At 70.6% G+C, this 17,493-nt stretch carries 25 protein-coding genes; 3 read left to right on the top strand and 22 right to left on the bottom strand.

The window, feature by feature from the left end:
- Positions 1-44 precede the first annotated feature (44 nt).
- The 22 genes from CV1CTNOD_RS18770 to CV1CTNOD_RS18850 form a co-directional block, all read right to left on the bottom strand.
- Positions 45-371, bottom strand: a complete 327-nt coding sequence (locus tag CV1CTNOD_RS18770; RefSeq protein WP_131787328.1) for a hypothetical protein — start codon at positions 369-371, stop codon at positions 45-47.
- Entirely contained in the window at positions 368-1,147 is a 780-nt protein-coding gene (locus CV1CTNOD_RS18775) for a ParA family protein (protein ID WP_131787329.1), read from the bottom strand. Before CV1CTNOD_RS18775 ends, CV1CTNOD_RS18770 begins: the two co-directional genes overlap by 4 nt.
- Positions 1,148-1,363: 216 nt before the next feature.
- Positions 1,364-1,573, bottom strand: coding sequence for a hypothetical protein (locus tag CV1CTNOD_RS18780; protein ID WP_131787330.1), 210 nt, complete (start codon positions 1,571-1,573; stop codon positions 1,364-1,366).
- 315 nt (positions 1,574-1,888) lie between these two features.
- Positions 1,889-2,866 (bottom strand): DUF5131 family protein, encoded by a 978-nt coding sequence (locus CV1CTNOD_RS18785; protein ID WP_131787331.1) that lies wholly within the window; start codon positions 2,864-2,866, stop codon positions 1,889-1,891.
- Positions 2,863-3,042 carry a hypothetical protein gene (locus tag CV1CTNOD_RS18790; RefSeq protein ID WP_131787332.1) on the bottom strand — a complete coding sequence of 60 codons (180 nt, stop codon included), beginning with the start codon at positions 3,040-3,042 and terminating at the stop codon, positions 2,863-2,865. The genes CV1CTNOD_RS18785 and CV1CTNOD_RS18790 overlap by 4 nt, the downstream gene beginning before the upstream one ends.
- Positions 3,039-3,425: a DUF6197 family protein gene (locus CV1CTNOD_RS18795; protein ID WP_131787333.1), complete on the bottom strand. Its 387-nt coding sequence runs from the start codon at positions 3,423-3,425 to the stop codon at positions 3,039-3,041. The genes CV1CTNOD_RS18790 and CV1CTNOD_RS18795 overlap by 4 nt, the downstream gene beginning before the upstream one ends.
- 88 nt (positions 3,426-3,513) lie before the next feature.
- A complete protein-coding gene (locus CV1CTNOD_RS25000) occupies positions 3,514-3,690 on the bottom strand; it encodes a hypothetical protein (protein WP_165485621.1) in 177 nt (58 codons plus the stop codon).
- Positions 3,691-3,727: 37 nt separating this feature from the next.
- Complete coding sequence (locus CV1CTNOD_RS18800; RefSeq protein ID WP_131787334.1) at positions 3,728-4,015, bottom strand: endonuclease; 288 nt, start codon at positions 4,013-4,015, stop codon at positions 3,728-3,730.
- Between the two features lie 43 nt (positions 4,016-4,058).
- Positions 4,059-4,415, bottom strand: a complete 357-nt coding sequence (locus CV1CTNOD_RS18805; protein ID WP_131787335.1) for a DUF6197 family protein — start codon at positions 4,413-4,415, stop codon at positions 4,059-4,061.
- Positions 4,412-4,540 (bottom strand): hypothetical protein, encoded by a 129-nt coding sequence (locus CV1CTNOD_RS27445; RefSeq protein WP_278043938.1) that lies wholly within the window; start codon positions 4,538-4,540, stop codon positions 4,412-4,414. Before CV1CTNOD_RS27445 ends, CV1CTNOD_RS18805 begins: the two co-directional genes overlap by 4 nt.
- An 87-nt stretch (positions 4,541-4,627) precedes the next feature.
- Complete coding sequence (locus CV1CTNOD_RS18810; protein WP_131787336.1) at positions 4,628-5,068, bottom strand: NUDIX domain-containing protein; 441 nt, start codon at positions 5,066-5,068, stop codon at positions 4,628-4,630.
- 111 nt (positions 5,069-5,179) lie between these two features.
- Entirely contained in the window at positions 5,180-7,597 is a 2,418-nt protein-coding gene (locus CV1CTNOD_RS18815; protein WP_242606822.1) for a DNA translocase FtsK, read from the bottom strand.
- Positions 7,598-7,685: 88 nt separating this feature from the next.
- On the bottom strand, positions 7,686-7,859 hold the full coding sequence (locus CV1CTNOD_RS25005; RefSeq protein ID WP_165485622.1) for a hypothetical protein: 174 nt from the start codon (positions 7,857-7,859) through the stop codon (positions 7,686-7,688).
- A gap of 37 nt (positions 7,860-7,896) precedes the next feature.
- Positions 7,897-9,804 carry a hypothetical protein gene (locus tag CV1CTNOD_RS18820; protein ID WP_131787337.1) on the bottom strand — a complete coding sequence of 636 codons (1,908 nt, stop codon included), beginning with the start codon at positions 9,802-9,804 and terminating at the stop codon, positions 7,897-7,899.
- 42 nt (positions 9,805-9,846) lie between these two features.
- Complete coding sequence (locus CV1CTNOD_RS27450) at positions 9,847-11,901, bottom strand: NlpC/P60 family protein (protein WP_347402960.1); 2,055 nt, start codon at positions 11,899-11,901, stop codon at positions 9,847-9,849.
- Positions 11,898-12,758, bottom strand: coding sequence for a DUF2637 domain-containing protein (locus CV1CTNOD_RS18830; RefSeq protein WP_131787338.1), 861 nt, complete (start codon positions 12,756-12,758; stop codon positions 11,898-11,900). Before CV1CTNOD_RS18830 ends, CV1CTNOD_RS27450 begins: the two co-directional genes overlap by 4 nt.
- 214 nt (positions 12,759-12,972) lie before the next feature.
- Positions 12,973-13,338, bottom strand: a complete 366-nt coding sequence (locus CV1CTNOD_RS18835) for a hypothetical protein (RefSeq protein ID WP_131787339.1) — start codon at positions 13,336-13,338, stop codon at positions 12,973-12,975.
- 95 nt (positions 13,339-13,433) lie between these two features.
- Positions 13,434-13,586, bottom strand: coding sequence for a hypothetical protein (locus tag CV1CTNOD_RS25010; RefSeq protein WP_165485623.1), 153 nt, complete (start codon positions 13,584-13,586; stop codon positions 13,434-13,436).
- Positions 13,583-13,957 (bottom strand): RRQRL motif-containing zinc-binding protein, encoded by a 375-nt coding sequence (locus CV1CTNOD_RS18840; RefSeq protein ID WP_131787340.1) that lies wholly within the window; start codon positions 13,955-13,957, stop codon positions 13,583-13,585. The genes CV1CTNOD_RS25010 and CV1CTNOD_RS18840 overlap by 4 nt, the downstream gene beginning before the upstream one ends.
- Complete coding sequence (locus CV1CTNOD_RS25015) at positions 13,954-14,097, bottom strand: hypothetical protein (protein ID WP_165485624.1); 144 nt, start codon at positions 14,095-14,097, stop codon at positions 13,954-13,956. Before CV1CTNOD_RS25015 ends, CV1CTNOD_RS18840 begins: the two co-directional genes overlap by 4 nt.
- A complete protein-coding gene (locus CV1CTNOD_RS18845) occupies positions 14,097-14,537 on the bottom strand; it encodes a WhiB family transcriptional regulator (protein WP_131787341.1) in 441 nt (146 codons plus the stop codon). Before CV1CTNOD_RS18845 ends, CV1CTNOD_RS25015 begins: the two co-directional genes overlap by 1 nt.
- Entirely contained in the window at positions 14,534-14,800 is a 267-nt protein-coding gene (locus CV1CTNOD_RS18850; RefSeq protein WP_131787342.1) for a hypothetical protein, read from the bottom strand. The genes CV1CTNOD_RS18845 and CV1CTNOD_RS18850 overlap by 4 nt, the downstream gene beginning before the upstream one ends.
- 354 nt (positions 14,801-15,154) lie before the next feature.
- Here CV1CTNOD_RS18850 and CV1CTNOD_RS18855 point away from each other — a divergent pair, with 354 nt between their 5' ends.
- From CV1CTNOD_RS18855 to CV1CTNOD_RS18865, 3 genes are all read left to right on the top strand, one after another.
- Complete coding sequence (locus CV1CTNOD_RS18855; protein ID WP_207386551.1) at positions 15,155-15,940, top strand: GntR family transcriptional regulator; 786 nt, start codon at positions 15,155-15,157, stop codon at positions 15,938-15,940.
- 13 nt (positions 15,941-15,953) lie between these two features.
- On the top strand, positions 15,954-16,715 hold the full coding sequence (locus tag CV1CTNOD_RS18860) for a protein phosphatase 2C domain-containing protein (RefSeq protein WP_131787343.1): 762 nt from the start codon (positions 15,954-15,956) through the stop codon (positions 16,713-16,715).
- Positions 16,716-17,032: 317 nt separating this feature from the next.
- Positions 17,033-17,493, top strand: a 461-nt coding sequence (locus CV1CTNOD_RS18865) for a helix-turn-helix domain-containing protein (protein ID WP_131787344.1), incomplete at its 3' end; no start/stop codon positions are given.

Consider the following 17,493-nt stretch of genomic DNA (forward strand, 5'->3'; position numbering starts at 1 on the left):
TAGGCGCCTCGGCTCTCGCCTTCCTCGCACGAGTGCGAGATGTGCTACTTACTGTCTGACTGGCCCTGGATGGCCTGGACGCGGGCCAGGGCCTCGGCGTGGCGTTCGGTCGCAATGTCGATCAGCACGCTCAGGACGACGTGCTTGGACGCCCGGGTGGCGAAATGGATGTCGTCGACGACGGCGGCCAGAGCGTCAGCGGTGTCCTTGCGCATGTACCAGCTCCGTCGGTCCATATCGGTGCTCGCTCGCGCCGGGCGACTCGCGGCCGGCGCGAGCGCGGGGGTCTGGTCTTGTTCGCGCCGCCGCCGGAGCAGGTCGGTGAGGTCGTCGCCGGTGGGCGGGGGCAGTGTCTTGCGGCGGGTCGTCATCCGGCGTCCTTCGTGATCGTGACGGCGAGCTGGCGGTAGATCTCGGCGTGTTCCGAGCCGGGGGCGTACTCGGCGACGGTGACCCCCGACCGCCATGCCTCGGCGACCACGACGCCCAAGGGGACGGTTGCCAGCAGCGGCAGGTCCGGCTGGTGTTGCAGGTGTTCCAGGACGGTCCGGGCGAGCGTGGACGGTGGGCGGCGCAGCAGGGACACCACGACACCGAGCAGCCGCAGCGGGGTATCGCGCAGGTCGGCGTCCACGGCGGCGACCTGGCCGAGCAGCAGCCGCAGGGCGTGCAGGGAGGAATCCTCGGCCTGCACAGGCACGATCAGGTCATTCGCGGCCGTCAGCGCGTTGTCGGTGAGGATGTCCAACGACGGCGGGCAGTCCACCAACACCCGGTCGTAGTCGGGTGCGAGAGGTGCAAGAAGGCGGGCGAGGCGTTGCTCACGGGCCCGCATCCGGTCCAGCTCCCGGCCCACGGTGAACATCTCCAACGCGGTCGGCACCACGTCGAGCCGGCCCCCGGCGGCGGTTTCGGAGTGGGTGACCACCAGCTGCCCGGGACGGCCGGTCCAGGAGCCGGTCAACGCCGCGGCGAGCGTGGCGCCCTGGGCAGCCGGCAACCGCAGCGCGGAGGTCAGGTGGCCTTGGGGATCGAGGTCGACCAGCAGCACCCGCCCGCCGCCGGCGGCGAGCGCCCCGCCCACATTGACCGCTGTCGCCGTCTTCCCGACGCCACCCTTCTGGTTGGCGACCGCAGTGATCGTCATGGGAGGAACGGTACCGCCTGGCAGCCCGGGTGCGATAGGTGCGACACGTCGCACACACAGACGCGCACCTGCGGTCACAAGCCCAGCGGGGACCTGACCGCAGGTGCGATAGATGCGAGAAGTGCGAGAAGTGCTACCAGGTGGCGCGGGCGCGGAGCGCAGCGCGTCGAGCGGGTAGAGCTCCACAACGGCGGCCTGCAACTCGGCGCGGCGGCATCATGACCGCGCTGACCGGCGCCCGATCCGGATCACCGACGTCGGGCGGACGTTGCGGATCAGCCGGGCGCCGCACCAGCCCAGGTCTACGTGACCGGCAGCGCGTACCTCCATGACCTCGAGCTCCAGGCCACGAAAGTAGGCGCGGGACCCGTGGTAGGTGACCCGGTCACCGGTCTTGAGTGGCCGGTCCGCGCTCTTGTTCGCCATCTGAAGTCCTTTCTGGGGTGGGAGAGCACGGGTGCGAGACCTCGCACCCGTGCGAGAGGTCAGATGTCGATGCCTTCGGGGCAGGCGGTGTAGGTGCGGATCGCCGGCGCGGGCACCGGTCTGCCTCGCACTGGTGCGATATGTGCGAGACAGACCCGCTGCACGGTCACCGCCTGGCCCCGGGCGCCGTGTCTCGCCGGCCGAGTGCCCGCCAGGCATCTCCTTCCTCGAGCTCCCGGTCATTAGCTGCGGCGTAGCACGGCCAGCAGATCCCTGGGTCGGGCATCTCCCGACCGCACCCGGAACACCGGTTGATCATTGGGTCACCGCCGGCATCTCGTCCCAGGTGCGGCCGTCCAACCGCCGGCCGGCGGCTTTCTTCCCGACCCGCTGCACGGTCACCGCCTGCCCCCGGGCGCCGTATCGCGCCGGCCGGGTACGGCCGTCCACCTCGACGTACCGGGCAAACCCGGCGGTGCGGCGGGACAGGGCGGCGGGGTTCTGCGCCTCGGGGACCCACTCGCCCCACTGTTTGAAAAAGAACGGCACACCGGCGGTCTGGCACTGGTCCCGCAGGCCACGCACCCAGGCCGGGTGCATCGGCCGGACGTCGTCGCCGGCGCCGGACTCGCCGCCGGCGACGACCCAGTCCACGCCCCGCCAGCCGGTCACCTCAGCGGCGAACTCCCGCACCACCCGCAGGTCGGCAGGGGTCAGCCGGTCCGGGCCGCACAGCCGGCCGGCGGGCAGCAACCAGCGGGTCAGGTCCACCGGGCCGAGCAGCGGTTCGGCGGACACCCAGCGGACCGCGGCCGGGACCCGGCACAGGTCAGGCACCCGGGCCTCGGCCGCGGCCTGGTCCTCGACCGACACACCCATCCACACGTTGGGCGGCCAGGGCAGCTCGCCAGCGAGCCGGGCCAGCCGCCGCGACCGCTTGGTGAGCACCTGATAGGTGTGCTGCGGGGTGTCGGCCATCACGGCGAACACCCGAGCGATGAACTCGGTGGGGACCCGGGCGTGGAACAGGTCGCTCATCGAGTTCACGAACACCAGCCGTGGTGTCCGCCAGCGGCACGGAAGGTCCAGGACGTCCGGGTGCACGGCGACCCCGAACCCGGGCCCGGACGTGCGCGGGTCACCATCCGTCTGGTACTTCGCCGACCCCATCGGCCGCAGCCGCCCGGCCCATGTCAGGGCGTAGCACCTGTCGCACCCGTGCGAGATCCGGTCGCAGCCGGTCGTCGGGTTCCACGTCGCCTGCGTCCATTCGATCGCGCTGTGGTCGCTCACGCTGCACTTCCCGCACGGCACGGGCAGGTGCCCTTGTCTGCGGTGCAGCCGTCGGCGTGGTGGGCGGCCGCAGGGTGCAGGCAGTCGGTGCAGGTGGCGTTGCGCCACGGCCAGGCCCACCGGTCCCCGGCCGGCTGGTCGGCGTCGGGCCGCGGACCGGGATTGGTGGCGCTCATGCGGCCCGTCCTGCGGTGGTCAGGTCGGCGGCGACGGTATCCAGGTGGGCGATGACGTGGGCGAGGTGACGGTCGGGCTGGTCGTTCCAGATCGCAAGCACCTCGATCGGTTCCAGCCGGCCGGACAGGCTGGTCACCGCGCCGGTGAGCTGGAGCGGGCGGGCCAACTCCCGCTCCGCATCCCACAGGACGTGCAGGTGAGCCGGGTCGGAAGGCTCTTCCAGCGGGCTGCATCCGGCGGCGCGACGCAACGCGCCGATCAGGCACAGGCAGCCGGTGTCGGATACCAGGTCGCCCTGGTACCAGCCGTGCTCGACGAGCTCGGCGCGGGCGGCATGGAGCAGGCCGACAACAGTCGGCAGGGTGGTGCTGGGTGTGGTCATGATGGGGATCTCCCTGGGATCTGATGGGTCGAAGGGGAGCCCCGGCGCGGCGGTTGCTTGCCGGCATGGCGCCGCGCCGGGGACGGGGTCAGCGGGCGGTCTCGAGGATCCGGCGGCGTTCCGCACACACCGCCGGGCTATCGGATGGGGTGCGGCGGTGTTCGGGGCAGCCGCGGACCTGCTCGACCCGCAGCGCTTCGATCAGCTCGGCCAGGGTGGCGGCTGGTCCGCGGGCCGCCTGGGTGTTCAGCAGCGCGGTGTGCATGATGGCGCTGCTCCTCTCTGTGTGCTGCGGGACGGGTTCAGGTGGCGTGGGGGCGGACGCCGCAGAGCGGGCAGAACCGGGACGCGCCGCCCTGCTTCTTGATCTGCCGTTCCCGGCTGCGGGTACCTGGCCAGGTCCGGGCCAGCCGCCAGCCGATCCCGGCGGCCTGCACGACAGCGAGCAGACGGGCACCACGGCCGGCCGCGTGCTCGGCAAGCCGGGTATCCAGGTCGACGGTCCACCCTGTGTAGTGGGCGGCATGGCGGTACGGCCGATCGAAATGGATCAAATAGACGGTGCCGACCGTGCCGGCGGGGGCGGTCACAGGGCTACCGCCAGTAGCGCGGCGAAGGTCACGGCCGGCGTAATCATGCTGCCCGTCCCGGCATGATTACGCCGGCGGTGACGGCCAGCAGGTCCAGGGCCTGAGCGAGGGTGCGGCCGGGCTGGTCGCACCAGGCCGCTACCGCCTCGCCGGCGTCGGCGGCGGTGGGGTCAATGCCGAGGTGTAGGGCAAGGGCGTCCTCGGCGGCCAGCAGCACGCCGAGGATGTAGGCGCTGCCCGGCAGCTCATTGGGAGGGCAGTCGGCGGCCAGGCGCAGCGCACCGGCGATGTCCACGGCGCCGGTCGCCTCGTGCAGGTGACCGCCCTGGTGCAGGCCGCAGGCGGCCAGCTCGGCGTGCGCGGCGGTCAGCAGGTCGGCAACGGCCGTTGTCACACTCACTGGTCGCCACCGGCGGTGGCGTGGGCGGCCTCGTCGGCGAGCACGGCGACCGCGGCCGCGAGGACCGCGACCAGGAGGGCGTGTCCGCGTAGCCGGACCGCGAGGGTGTGCAGGGCGGGCATCATCAGGGGTGCTCCGTTCCTCGAGGGGATTAGGGGTGGCCCCGCCGCGGCGGCAGCTGTCCAGGCGTGGGCGCCGCGGCGGGGGCGATCTCAGGCGTCGACGGAGACGACGGCCAGGGCGTCGGTCAGGATCTGGGCGTGGTCGAACGCGAGCCCGTCGGCGAGCACGTCGTCGACCGGCACCCAGCGGGCCGCGGTGGCGTCGTCGCCGGCGGTGGGCGTGGGCATCGCGGCCAGGCGCGCGGCGAACGCGAACGTGACGTAGCGACCGCGCGGGTCCCGGCCGGGCGCGCTGTACACCGCCACCGGGTCCAGGTGGTCGGCGACGATGCCGGTCTCCTCGAGCAGCTCGCGTCGCGCCGCGGTTTCGACGTCCTCGCCCGGGTCGACGTGGCCGCCGGGCAGCGCCCACAGCCCCTCGTAGGGCGCCCAGCCGCGGCGGATCACCAGCACGTGGAGCGTGCCGGCCCGCTCGGACAGGGCGACGACGTCGGCGGTCAACCGGGCGGTCTCGTGGGTCGTGGTGGTCATGGTCAGTCCTCTCCGGAGGGTCGGGTATACGGACGGTGGACTGTCTGCCGTCCGCGGTAGACGGTCAGCGGTACGCGAGTGGCGCGTGCCGGAGAAGTGACCGTCGGTCAGTTAGGCCGACTGGAGGGTGAGCTGGGCGAGCACGCCGGGAAGGTCGTCGGCGGTGACGAGCACGTCGCGGGCCTTCGACCCGTCCGCCGGGCCGACCACACCCAGCGCTTCCATCTCGTCCATCAGCCGGCCGGCCTTCGCGAACCCGATCCGCAGCTTGCGCTGCAACATCGACGTCGACCCGAACTGAGTGCTCACCAGCAGCTCAAGGGCCGCGTGGAGCAGCTGTGGGTCCTCGGTTGAGAGGGCGGTGACCGCAGGCGGCGGCCCTGCCTGGTCGATGTCGACGACGATCTGGTTGGTGCTGTCGACGGGCTGCGCGCGGACATGGTCCGCGACCAGCTCGATCTCCTCCTCGGACACGAACGCCCCTTGAATCCGCAGCGTGCTGGACGCACCCATGGGGAGATACAGCCCGTCACCCAGGCCGACGAGCTTCTCCGCGCCGGCCTGGTCAAGGATCACTCGGCTGTCCGCCAGCGACGACGTTGCGAACGCCAGCCGCGACGGCACATTCGCCTTGATCAAACCGGTCACCACGTCCACCGACGGCCGCTGCGTGGCCAGCACCAGATGAATCCCCACCGCCCGCGCCATCGCCGTGATCCGCGAGATCGCGTCCTCGACGTCACGCGGCGCCACCATCATCAGGTCCGCCAGCTCGTCCACGATCGTCAGAATGTACGGATACGGCGTGTACACCCGCTCCGAACCCGGCGGCGCCACGATCTGCCCCGCCCGCACCTTGCGGTTGAAGTCGTCAACGTGGCGCACCCCGGCGGCGGCCAGGTCCTCGTAGCGGTTCTCCATCTCCTTGACCACCCACTGCAACGCGTCCGCGGCCTTCTTCGGGCTGGTGATGATCGGGGTGAGCAGGTGGGGAATGTTCTGGTAGGCGGTGAGCTCGACCCTCTTCGGGTCGATGAGGATCATGCGGACCTGCTCGGGGGTGGCTCGCATCAGCACGGACATGATCAGGGTGTTGATGCACGTTGACTTCCCCGCGCCGGTCGCACCGGCGATGAGGATGTGCGGCATCTTCGCCAGGTTCACCGGTACTGCCAGGCCATCGATGTCCCGGCCGAGGCCGACGAGCAGTGGATGCGGGTTCGCGAGCATGTCCGGGTCACGGATCAGGTCGCCGAGGAGAACCGGGTCGCGGCGCGGGTTCGGGATCTCGATCCCCACCGCGCTTTTTCCGGGGATGGGGCTGAGGATCCGCAGGTCAGGGGTGCCGACGGCGTAGGCGAGGTTCTTCGAGAGTCGGAGGATCTGCTCGACCTTCACCGCCGGGCCGAGGGTGACCTCCAGGCGGGTGACGGTCGGCCCGCGGCTGTGCCCGGTGACCTGCGCTCCTACCTTGAACTGGTCGAACACGCCGGCGATCTGCTGGACGAGTGTCGCGACCTCGGCGGCGACCCGGTCGGCGTCCACGCCGGTGCCGCCGCGGTGAAGGAGCCGGGTGGGAGGCCGCTGGTAGCCGCCCGTGCCCCCGGCGCCGGCGAACAGGTCGTCGGGGTGGGCGGGGGCGGTGTTGAGGCTGATCCAGTCAGGGTCGACGGGCGCCGGCGGGTAGACGCTGTCGTTGCCATGCGGGGGAATGGTGCGAAGGGCAGGCAGGGGGACGGTGTCCGCCGACAGGTCGGCGTAGTAGTCCTCGACCGGCTCGTCGTCGCCGGGTTCCCGGTCGGGGTTCCACCCGTAGGAAGCGTTGCCGTCCGGGTCGCCGTCGAGCATCTCGTCGAACGGCTGGATGATCGTCATGTCGGGGAGCGGCTCGTCGGCGTCGACGAGCCGGACCGGTCGCCGCCGGCGGGCCAGCCCCGCCAGCGTCGCGGGGATGTCCCGGGCGGGAATCGTAATGACCGCCGCCGCCCCGGCCAGGGTGAGCCCGACGAACAGGGCCGTGGTGATGCTGTGGCCCAGCGCCTGCACCGGCAGCGCGGTCGCGGCCTGCCCGGCCAGCCCGCCGGCCCGCCGGTGTAGCAGGTGCGCCAGCCCGAGGATCCCGGCGGCGAGCGCGACGGCGCCGGCGGCCGGCCGGATCCGCCGGCCGGGCTGGGGTGGACGGCGCGCGGTCCGCCACGCGGCGGCAAGGGCCGCTGCGGGGACGGCCACGGCGATCACGCCGATCAGGGTGCTGGCAGCCCAGGCGATGCCGTCACCGGGCGGGCCGCCGGCGTCGCACCAGATCGCGGCGGCGGTGACCAGACCGGTGAGGAGAAGGGTGAGGGTGGCCCGGTCACGGGCCGGGTCGGGGTCGATCCGGACGCGGCCGGGGCGGCGCGCCAGGTCGGACAGGCGGGTGGCGGTGGCCTGCCAGGCCCGGCCCGCCCGGTCGGAACGCCGGATGGTCTGGCGGTGTGGTGGGGACCAGCCGGGGATGCGCGGGTCGCCGCCGGGAGGGGTGGTGGGCACGGCTGTGGGGGTCCTTCCGGTTAGAGGGTGGCGAGGGAGGCCAGGAGGCGCAGGCCGAGAACAGCGACGAGGAGAAGCCCGACGGCGGTCACGAGCCGTCCTCGTGGCGGCGGCCGGTGCGGCTGGCGTCGCGCTGGTCGAGGTCCCGCGCACGGACGTTGATCTTCTCGATGGTGTCGGCGTCGATCTGCGTGAGCCGCACGACGAAGCCGAAGGCGCCGCCGATCAGGGCGAGCATCAGGGCGGCGATGAGGACGAACATCGGGACTCCTTGCGGGGGTGGGTTGGGCTGGTCGCGGTCAGCGGGCGGCGCGTTCGGCGCGCAGCCATTCGGGGACCGGGGTGTAGATCCGGTCACCGTGGGTGTCGGTGGTGGGGGTGAGCCAGCCGGCGTCGATCGCGGGGGCGATCAGTTCCCGGCGGACCCGGCCGCGGCGCCAGCCGACGGCCTGCTCGACGTGGCGGGAGGTCACCTGTCCGTGCTCGCGCAGCAGCACCCGGAACTCCCGGTCGGCTTCGTCGTACGTCAGCTCGGGGCCGCGGGCGGGCAAGGGGCGGATCGGTGGGAACTCGGTGGGGACGACCGCCAGCACCTGCCCCTCCACCGTGTTCGTGGCGGCGGCCGGGCCGCCGGCGAACAGCTGCTCGTCGCCGCTGTCGGGGTCCGGCTGGGGCCGGCGGGTGTTTCCCGCCGCAGCCGCCGGGGGGGTGCGGCGCTCGGCGGCGGCCCATTCGACGGCGAACGCCGTGTAGTCCCGGCTCTCCCAGTCGGTGATGATCGCGGGGCGTTCGTCGTCGGGGGTCCAGAACACCTGGGCGGTCATCCGCCTGTTCTCGTCCCGGGTCTCGGCGTAGAACGTGCCGTTCTCCGCCGCGCGGATCTGCCGTGGCGGCAGGGCGGACAGGATCATCGACCCGTTCTCCCCGTCGCGGAACTGCACCCGGTTCGCCATGCCGCGGCGCACGTCGGGGCCGAGCGCGTTCAACCCGACCGGGTACTGCGTCAACCCGAAAATGATCAGGCCGATGGCGCGGCTGCGGCTCGCGAGCCGGCCGAGCCCTTGCGCGATCTCCGACCCGTAGGGGCTGTTACCGAACTTGGACATCTCCTCGACCTTGAGGACGACCACGGGATGGGTAGCTGACGGCTTCCACACCCGCCATCCCTGACGGGCCATTTCCCGCTCCCGGTTGTCCGCGAACTGGCCGAGGATTTTGACCCAGGCGAGGAATTCACGCGGTTCGGTGGTGTACCGGAAGAAGCTGTTCTTCCAGATCCCGAAGTCGCGGCCGTTCGCCCCGTCAGCGAAAAGAACAACAACGTCCGGGGTGCGCCGCCATACCTTGAGGATCCGAACAACCAGGGAGCTTTTCCCGGAGCCCATGTCGCCGGCGGCCATACCGCTGATCGCGCCGAACTCGTCGATGAACATGTGCAGGTTGAACGGTTTCCCGTCGGCGTACGGGCCGACCGGGATCGGATCGGCGACCGTGTCCACCGTGACGTCGACGAGCTCGCCAGTGCTGTCCCGCGGGTCGGCTTCGCGGATATGGACCGCACCGAGCCGGTTCCAGTCGGGGTCGAGTTCGGTCTGCACCTGGTCGGCGCGCAGGCCGAGTGCGGACGCAAGCGGGCCGGCCAGGCGGTCAAGGAACTCGATGGTCTTCCCGGCGGGCACCATGACCCGGTAGGTGTAGCCCTCCACCCCCCGGTCGATCACCGGCCCGTTCAACGTCAGCTCGGGATGGCCGACGGTTGCGGCGGCCTGCGGCCAGGCTTCGGCGAGCTCGCCAGTGCGCTTGCGGCGGCGCGTGGTGGGGTGCCGGCCGATCCGCCAGGAGGCGGCCACCGCAACGGCGGTGACGACGAGCCCGAACCGCAACGACAGCGGTGCGGTGGCTGCGGCCAGCACGATCCCTGCGGTGGTGAGCACCGCAAGGCGGGCACTCCCCCGGTCCTGCGGTGTCAGCGGCCGGCGGGTCACCGCAACGTCACCGCAGACTGCGGCGATCGCCACACCGGCCACCGCAACTGCGGTGGGTGTGGTGTGGAGTGCGGTGCCCGCCGCAACTGCGGTGGCGGCCACCGCAAACGGGAGTGCGGTGAGGGGGCTGCGGCGGTTGCGGCGCCGGTTGCGGTCTGCGGTTGCGGTGATGGTTGCGGCGCGAACCAGCTCCGCATTACGGCGTTGCGGTTGCGGTGACATTGCGGTGCTCCTCGCGGCGGGCTGCGGTAGGGGAGGGGGCGGTCAGGCGGATACGGCGGTGCCGTAGCCGATCGGCCCGGCGTCCTTGGAGACACGCAGAGCGAACAGGTCGGGGTGCTTGTCGATGAGCTGCTTGGCGGCCATCCGGTAGTGGTCGGCGGCCTCGCCGACCTTCGCGGCGGCTTCCCGCATCTCCTTGACCACGTTCGTGTCGAACTTGCGAGCTGCGATTTCGTCGGCTGACCGGTCGCCGCCTTCGGCGAGGGCGGTGGTCAGCTGGTCGAGGTAGACGACCAGGGCGACGATCGTCTCGCCGGAGGAGTAGTTGAGCTGCTCCAACGCATCGGAGACGCGCAGGAGCCGGGCGAAGCCGGGGTCGGTGAGGTAGTCGAACGGGTTGATGTCGATCGGCGCACGGTTCTGGATCACGAGGCCTCTCCCCTGCGGGACGGGAACGGGTAGTGGGTGCGGCGGGCGTTGCGGTGTGGGTAGCCGCACCTCCGCAGCGGAGGGGGTGCGGGGTGCGGGGACGGCTTGCGGTGCCGGTTGCGGTGGTTGCGGTGCGGTGGGTGGTGCGGTCGGGGCCGGATTTGCGGTGCCTGGCGTTCGGTCCGCAGCTGCGGCGAGGTGTGCGGTGATCGGCCACCGCAGCCACCGCGTTGCGGCGGTGAGCACCCGTCGCATGCGCCGCGTTGCGGCCCGGCTCCTCCACCGCATGGCGGTGGCGAACGGCCACCGCAAGCACCGCAACCGCGCCGCATTGCGGTGGTTGCGGTGCGGTTGCGGTGCTCCGGTCACGGCCCCCCGCCGGGGAGGGGAGGGGGCCGGGCGCCGCAACGGACGCGACGGTGCAACCCACCCCTCGGGGCGACGCGAGACCTGCGGCGACGGGAAAGTCGTGCGGTGGAACCGGTTCGGGCGCCGCGCCGCACGGAACCCCTCCACCCGCCGCACCCCACCGCGCACCGCCGCAGCCGACACCGCACGTGCCGCATAGCCCGCCGTCACCTGCCCCGAACGGCGTGGCGGGGTTGCAGCGCGGCGCACCAGCGCTTGCAGCTGCGGGGCGAACCGGGCCAGCAGACCAGCCGCCGCGATCACCGCGAGCAGGCCCACCGCAAGGTCGTGCACCGCATCCTGCGGAGAGTCCGGCAGCGACGGTGGGGTGACCGTACGAACCACCTCACGGGCAGCGGCCTGCACGACACGTTCGGGTAGCGGCGCCGGATCGGGCAGCTCTATCCGCCCGGAAACCCCAGACGCGGCTTCAATGCTCCGCACATAATTCTGCGTTTCCCGGTACGGCGGAATCCCGTCGTATTTTTCGACCGCGCCCTGCCCGGCATTGTAACCGGCCAGAGCACGACCTACATCACCGTCGTTCGCGCGGATAAGCGCGGCCATATGCTTGGCCATCGCGGGAATCGCGTCGGCGGGATCCCACACGTCTTTCTTTCCGTCGCCGTCGCCGTCAACCCCGACGCTCGCCCACGTGCCCGGCAGGAACTGGGCAATCCCCTGGGCGCCAGCCGTAGAACCGGCACGGGGATTGAACCCTGACTCCTGATTGATCTGGGCGTGGAGCAGAGCACGCGGCAGTCCTTCCCGCGCCGCCGCCCGGGTGATCAGATCGGCGATCGTGAACGACCGGTCCGGGCGGACCGTCGCGAGCACGTCGGTCCAGGCGGTCAGTGGGGTGACGACAACACCCCACCGGACACCTTTGGCCTCGATCACCTGGCCGGCGCCGACGTACATGCCGACATGGCCGGGCTGCGGGGGCGGGCCGACGGTGAACAGCAGATCCCCGGGCTGGACGTCCGCGAGGGCCACCCGCGTTCCAGCGTCGACCTGCTCGGTGGTGATCCGGGGCAGGGTCACCCCGATCGTGCGGTAGGCGGCCTGCACAAGCGAGGAACAGTCCCAGCTGTCGGGCCCGTTCGCCGCCCACATGTAGGGCTTGCCGACCTGGGCGCGCATGAACGCAAGGACGGGCGCAACATCGGGCGGGGTGGCGTGGGCGGGGGTGACCGTGGTCAGCGCCCCGACGGCGGCCGCGGCCAGGCCGAGAGCGGCGCGGATGAGGAGGCGTCTCATCCCGACGACTCCAGCCGGGAGGCTTTCAGCGCCTTGTACTCCTTCTTCCACCCCTCGACGGAGCGGAGACTGACGCCGTACCGGCCGGCCATCTCGTCGTTGAACCCGGGCCGGGAGATGTCGACGTTGGCGGCCTCCAGCCGGGCGAACTCGACAAGTGCCTTCGCCTTGCGGTCAGACACCGGCTTGAGCGGCGCCACCGACCCACCCGGCTTCGGGGTGGACGGGGGCAGCTCGGGCCGCTTCTGCGCCGGGATCTCCGCGGCGGGAACCGCGGGCGCCGTCGGGGGGACAGGCCTCCCCACGGCCGTGACAGGTACGTCAGCCGCGCGGGGCGCCGGCGACGGGCGGGGAGTACTGGCCCCGGAGGTGACCTGCTTGTCCTCAGCGAGCAGGCTCAGGAGATGCACGACCAGGACGAGGATGATCGGGGGCATCGCGCCAACACCGACAACGATCTTCGCGTCGACGTTGACAGCGATGATCTCTCCCGCGGCATTTCTGATGATCTCGGAGAACTTGCCAGCGAGGAGTGCGTGGTAGAGCGCGTTGCAGACGATCGACAACACCGCGGAGAAGATCGTGTTGTACTTCGCCCACTTACGGATCTTGTCTGACCGGTTCCCCGGGCCCAGCCAGATGAGGCTGACAACGGCGGCGTACAGGTCGATGCTGATCGGCAGCCCGTTGGCGAGCTTGGAGGAGTAGCCCACGAGCTTGCCCAGGCCACGCAGCGACTCGAAGGAAAGCGCGGCAGAGGCAGCCACCACACCGTAGGTACCGGCGAGGATCGTGACAGTCCGAGAGTCCCACCGGCTCCCCGGCAGCTTCTCCCACCGGCTCCCCGGCAGCTTCATCGCCGTCCTCCCCTGCGGCGCGGGTTGAGCAGCAGGCCGAGGACCGCCACCCCGATGACCGTGAGGCTGGTGACAACGGCGAACGCCACGGCGAGGTGCGTCAGCGTGCGCACTGGTGGCCTCCCTTGCGACGCGAGCGGGGGAGCAGGGCGAGGACGGCGAGGAAGCCCAGGAGGGCCAGAAGGTCGAGCGGGGTCATGGTCGGTTCCCCCGCTCAGCCGAGGTACCGGATGAACGCGTAGATCCCGACGCCGGCGGCGACGGCGGTACGCAGCGGGTGGGCGTTGACCCACAGGACCAGGTGCAGAACCATCCACACGCCGATCGCGAACAGCCACAGCACGCCGGACGCGATGGACGCGACGGCGTAGATCAACGCGGACGCGAGCCAGGCGAGCGGCTGCCCTTCCCAGGCCGGCCGGTCGACGAGCTGCCAGATCTGCGGCGGCAGCGCGTTGACCGCCGCCTTGTCGTAGACGTACTTCACCGCGTCACTGGGCGGCTTGGTGACGACGGCACGGTCCTCGCGGGGAACCGGCGGGGTCTTGGTGCGGGGGCGTTCGGTGGCGGTGTTCGCCATGGGGGCGTCTCCCTGGGTATGGAGGGGGAACTGGCTGGTAGGAGAGGGCCTGCTGGCCAGCGCGGAACGACCGGGTGGCTACTGCTGGATCGACGTCAGGCCGAACGGGTATCCGGCGCCATCCGGTAGGGGTAGGTCGGCAGGCCGTACACCGCGGCCTCGTCGACCTGGTCCCGGCTCACCACCGGATCCCCGCTCGCGGCCAGCACCGCCAACACGAACGGCGCCCACACCGGCAGGCCGCTCATGCCGCCACCAGCCAGGCGTCATCGCAGTCCAGGCAGACACCCAGACGCGCGGGGATGACGTAGGGCAGCATCCGCCCGCAGGCCGAGCACAGGTGCCGGGCCTGACGGGCGTCGGCGAGCTGCACCAGCCGCGCCGGCGAGGGGGTGTCGCGCAGCAGCGTCGCGCCGATCCAATACAGCGCCGCGGTCCGCACCGCCTGCCCGCGCCGTCGGCGGCGGCCCCGCCACATCACCTGCGCCACCGGCTCGGCGGTCGGCCGCAGGCCCATCGCCGCGAGCTGCCGGCGGGTGTGCAACCCGTCCGGAGCCATCCGGTAGGGGAACGTCGGGATGCCGTACACCGCACCGGCCGGATCCAGATAGGAGCTCATCGCCGGCCCCCCGCGCGCTCCCGGCGCTCCCGCAGCTCCGCCGCCTGGCGCTCGGCCACCAGCCGGCGGACCTCCCGGATCTGCGCGACCGGATCCGCGTCCGTGGCCGTACCGTTGTCGCCCTGTCGGTCGTCGGCCATCACGCCACCGCCAGCAACACATCGGCGGGGCCGTCGGCAACGACAGGCACGTCCTCAGACGCGGCCAGACGGCGCAGGGCGTACCAGTGCGACGCCACCGCCCGCCGCTCATCCGCGGTCAGTCCGGCCCACACCCCGGCCGGGGCGTACAGCGCAGGGTCCGGGTCGTCCCCCGCACCGGCGTCAGCCGCCGCGTCCGGAGTCAGCGCCACCGCCAGGCAGGCGGCCCGGACCGGGCAGGACCCGCACACCGTCCGCGCCGCCGCGACCTGCGCCTCCACCGCCGAGCCGGTCTCACCCGCGGGGAAGAACAGCTCCGGATCGGCGTCCCAGCATGGGCGCCGTTCCGTCTGCACGAGAGCCTGCAACGCGGGCAGATCCCGCACCGGCAGCGTCAACAGCTCAGCGATCGCGGACGTGATCGGCGAGACGGCAGTCATGCCGCACCATCCATCTGCTCCATCGCGTCGTATGCGACCGCGAGCTGGGCGGCGACTCCCGCCGGCAGCAGTTCCACGACGCCGTGCATCGACACCGACGGGTGGATGTCCGCGAGCGCATCCCCGACAGCGCGTGCCTCCTCGGCCGAGATGTGTATCCCGGCGGTGTACCGGCCACCACCAACCTCGATCAGCGGGGCGAACAACGGCGGAAGCGGAGCGTCCGGGTCGGCCGGCAACACCAGGCGGCTCGGGGCGGTCATCGCGCGCTCCGTACCGGCGTCGCGGTCCGGCGGCCGCGGTGCAACAGGTTGTCGTGCACGCTGGCGAGCTCGCGTGCCTCCTCCGCCGTAGCGGGGGCAGCACCAGGCAACTGGCAGGACCCGCAGGTCACGCGATGGTCTCTGGCCTGGGGTTTACGGGCAGGATCAGACACGGGTCTCACTCCCTCGGTGCAGGGGGCTGGGATCAAGGCCCTGGCCGGAGGGTCGGATCTCCAGCCAGGGCCGCTCTGTCGGTCTGCATGCAGACCGGTCGATAGGCACACTAGGGCGGCCGACTCGCGAACACAAGAGGTCTGTATGCAGACCTTCAGACGAGTCGATACGGTGGCGAGCATGAGCAGTCCCACCGGTCCCACCGATGCCCGGCCGTTGAAAGTGCGCATCTCCGACGACATCCGTGCCCGTATCGAGGCTGGGTCGTATCCGGCCGGGAGCCGGCTCCCCACGCTCGACACACTCGCCTCGGAGTACATGTGCAGCCTCGCTGCTGTCCGAGACGCCTTAGACCTACTGCGACAGCAGGGACTAGTGATCACAAAGCAGGGCCTTGGTTCATTCGTCCGCGAACGGGCCAAGGCCCGACGTCACGGCATCGAGCGCTACTCCCGCAGCCGGTGGGGCGGGGCCAGCGGCAAGGCTGTTCTGATCGCAGAGGGAGAAGCGCAGGGACGTAACGTCCAGCAGCTCATCCGAGAGTTGGGTGAGGTGCCTGCCTCAACTGCGGTAGCTGCACGCCTCGGTGTCTCTCCAGGAGAGGCGGTGTGGGTGCGGCGGCGGCTGACTCTGATTGATAGCAGACCCAACCAACTTGCCGACAGCTACTACAAGCTCTCCCTAGTCGACATAGTCCCCATGCTGCGGGAGGAAAATACTGGTCCAGGCGGAGGATTTGCCCGAATTGAAGAAGCTGGGGTGCGCCTTGCCGAGATCGCCGAAGAGCTCGCGGCCCGCATGCCAACAGGGCCTGAAACAATCACCCTTCGCCTGCCAGAGGGCACCCCGGTCGTAGAGCTGATGCGTACGACATATGACCTCAACGGCCAGCCTGTCGAGGTCATGCATGCAGTGATTGCTGGTGACATGGCCGAGTTCGCCTACCGCTTTCCCATCCCCGACTGAACAGCGAGCATCCGTGCAGATCAGCTACACAACCGAGCCCACGCCAGGACGGATCAACGAGGACATTGTCCTAGCGGGCGACTCCTGGGCTCTCGTGTTGGACGGCGCGACCGCCCCGGCAGGCATCGCATCTGGATGCATCCACGATGTGGCGTGGCTCGTGCGCCAGCTCGGCGTCCAACTTGCTCAACTCCTGATCACAACAGACCAACCACTCGACGCCCTGCTTGCCGCTGCGATCGGCGCGACATGCCGGGCTCATAGCGAGACCTGCGATCTGACCAATCCCAGTAGTCCCAGCGCGACCGCCGTGCTTGTTAGATGGCGCGACAAACGTTTCGACTATCTCGTTTTGGCCGACTCCCCCCTGATCCTCGATCTCGGGGGATCAGTGCAGGCCATCACGGACGACCGAACAGCTCACCTGCCTGATTACTCCCCACTAGCGGTAGCACATTCCCGCAACACCCCAGACGGCTTCTGGGTAGCCAGCACCAACCCCGACGCCGCCTATCATGCGGTTACTGGATCAGCACCGACTGCAGCCGTTTGTCGCGCCGCATTGCTGTCCGACGGGGCGGCACGACTCGTGGACCGTTTCGGGCTACTGACCTGGTCGGAACTAATCGATTTTTTGGATACCGCAGGACCGTCCCTACTCATCGAAAAAACACGTGCTGCCGAGCGCTCGGAGACACCAGAGGAAGCAGCCGGACGGCGCGGGAAGCGACACGACGATGCCACCGCAGTTCTACTCCGCCAGACCAAGCCATGATCGGCGACACACCGAGATGCCCAGGTAGCGCCGCACCTGTCTGAATCGGGTGCACGCTCGTAGCGACCGATAGGTCGCCTGAAAAAGATCTGGCCCGAGGAGCTAGGAACTCCCCGGGCCGGGTCACGCAAGTGCCGATGCTGAGCGGCGAGTACGACGGTACGGGACACGGCTGTCCTGTACCAGCGTGCTCGCCCACGATCCGATAGGGATCACATGTTCTCCAGGGCGAGACACACCCGAGATCACACACAGGCGTCGAGCCTGTCGATATCGGCCATATACGGTCACTCCGCGTCAAACGTAGAGGACAAACGGTGAGCCTGCGTGGGACAGGCCAGACGTCGGCGGACCTGGACGAGCAGATCGAGATCGCGGTCGGGCGACGGGCCCCGTACACGCAGTTGGGCGACTGGGTCGCCCTGTCCGGGATCACTGACCACGCGAAGGCGCTCTACTGGCATCTGTCGATGCATATCAACACCCGGCGCGGTGACACCGAGGTGTGGCCGACTCGGGACGTGCTCGCCGAGTGGAGTGGGTTCTCCCGTCCGAACTCCATCGATCGTTATCTGACCGAACTGGTCGACCTCGGCGCCATAGAGATCGTGACGAGCCGGTACGCGAACGGGATGCGTAGCCGGAACTGCTACATGATCCACCAGTCCCCGCCGGCCGGCTACACCGGGCCCACCTCGCTGGCGGAGTTCTACGAGCGGCGCCGAGAGGTCGCTCGCGACAGCGAACGTAGTGCGCTGGAGCGCACTACGTTGCGACC

Source organism: Protofrankia symbiont of Coriaria ruscifolia, from assembly GCF_900634745.1.
GTDB classification, from domain to species: domain Bacteria; phylum Actinomycetota; class Actinomycetes; order Frankiales; family Frankiaceae; genus Protofrankia; species Protofrankia californiensis.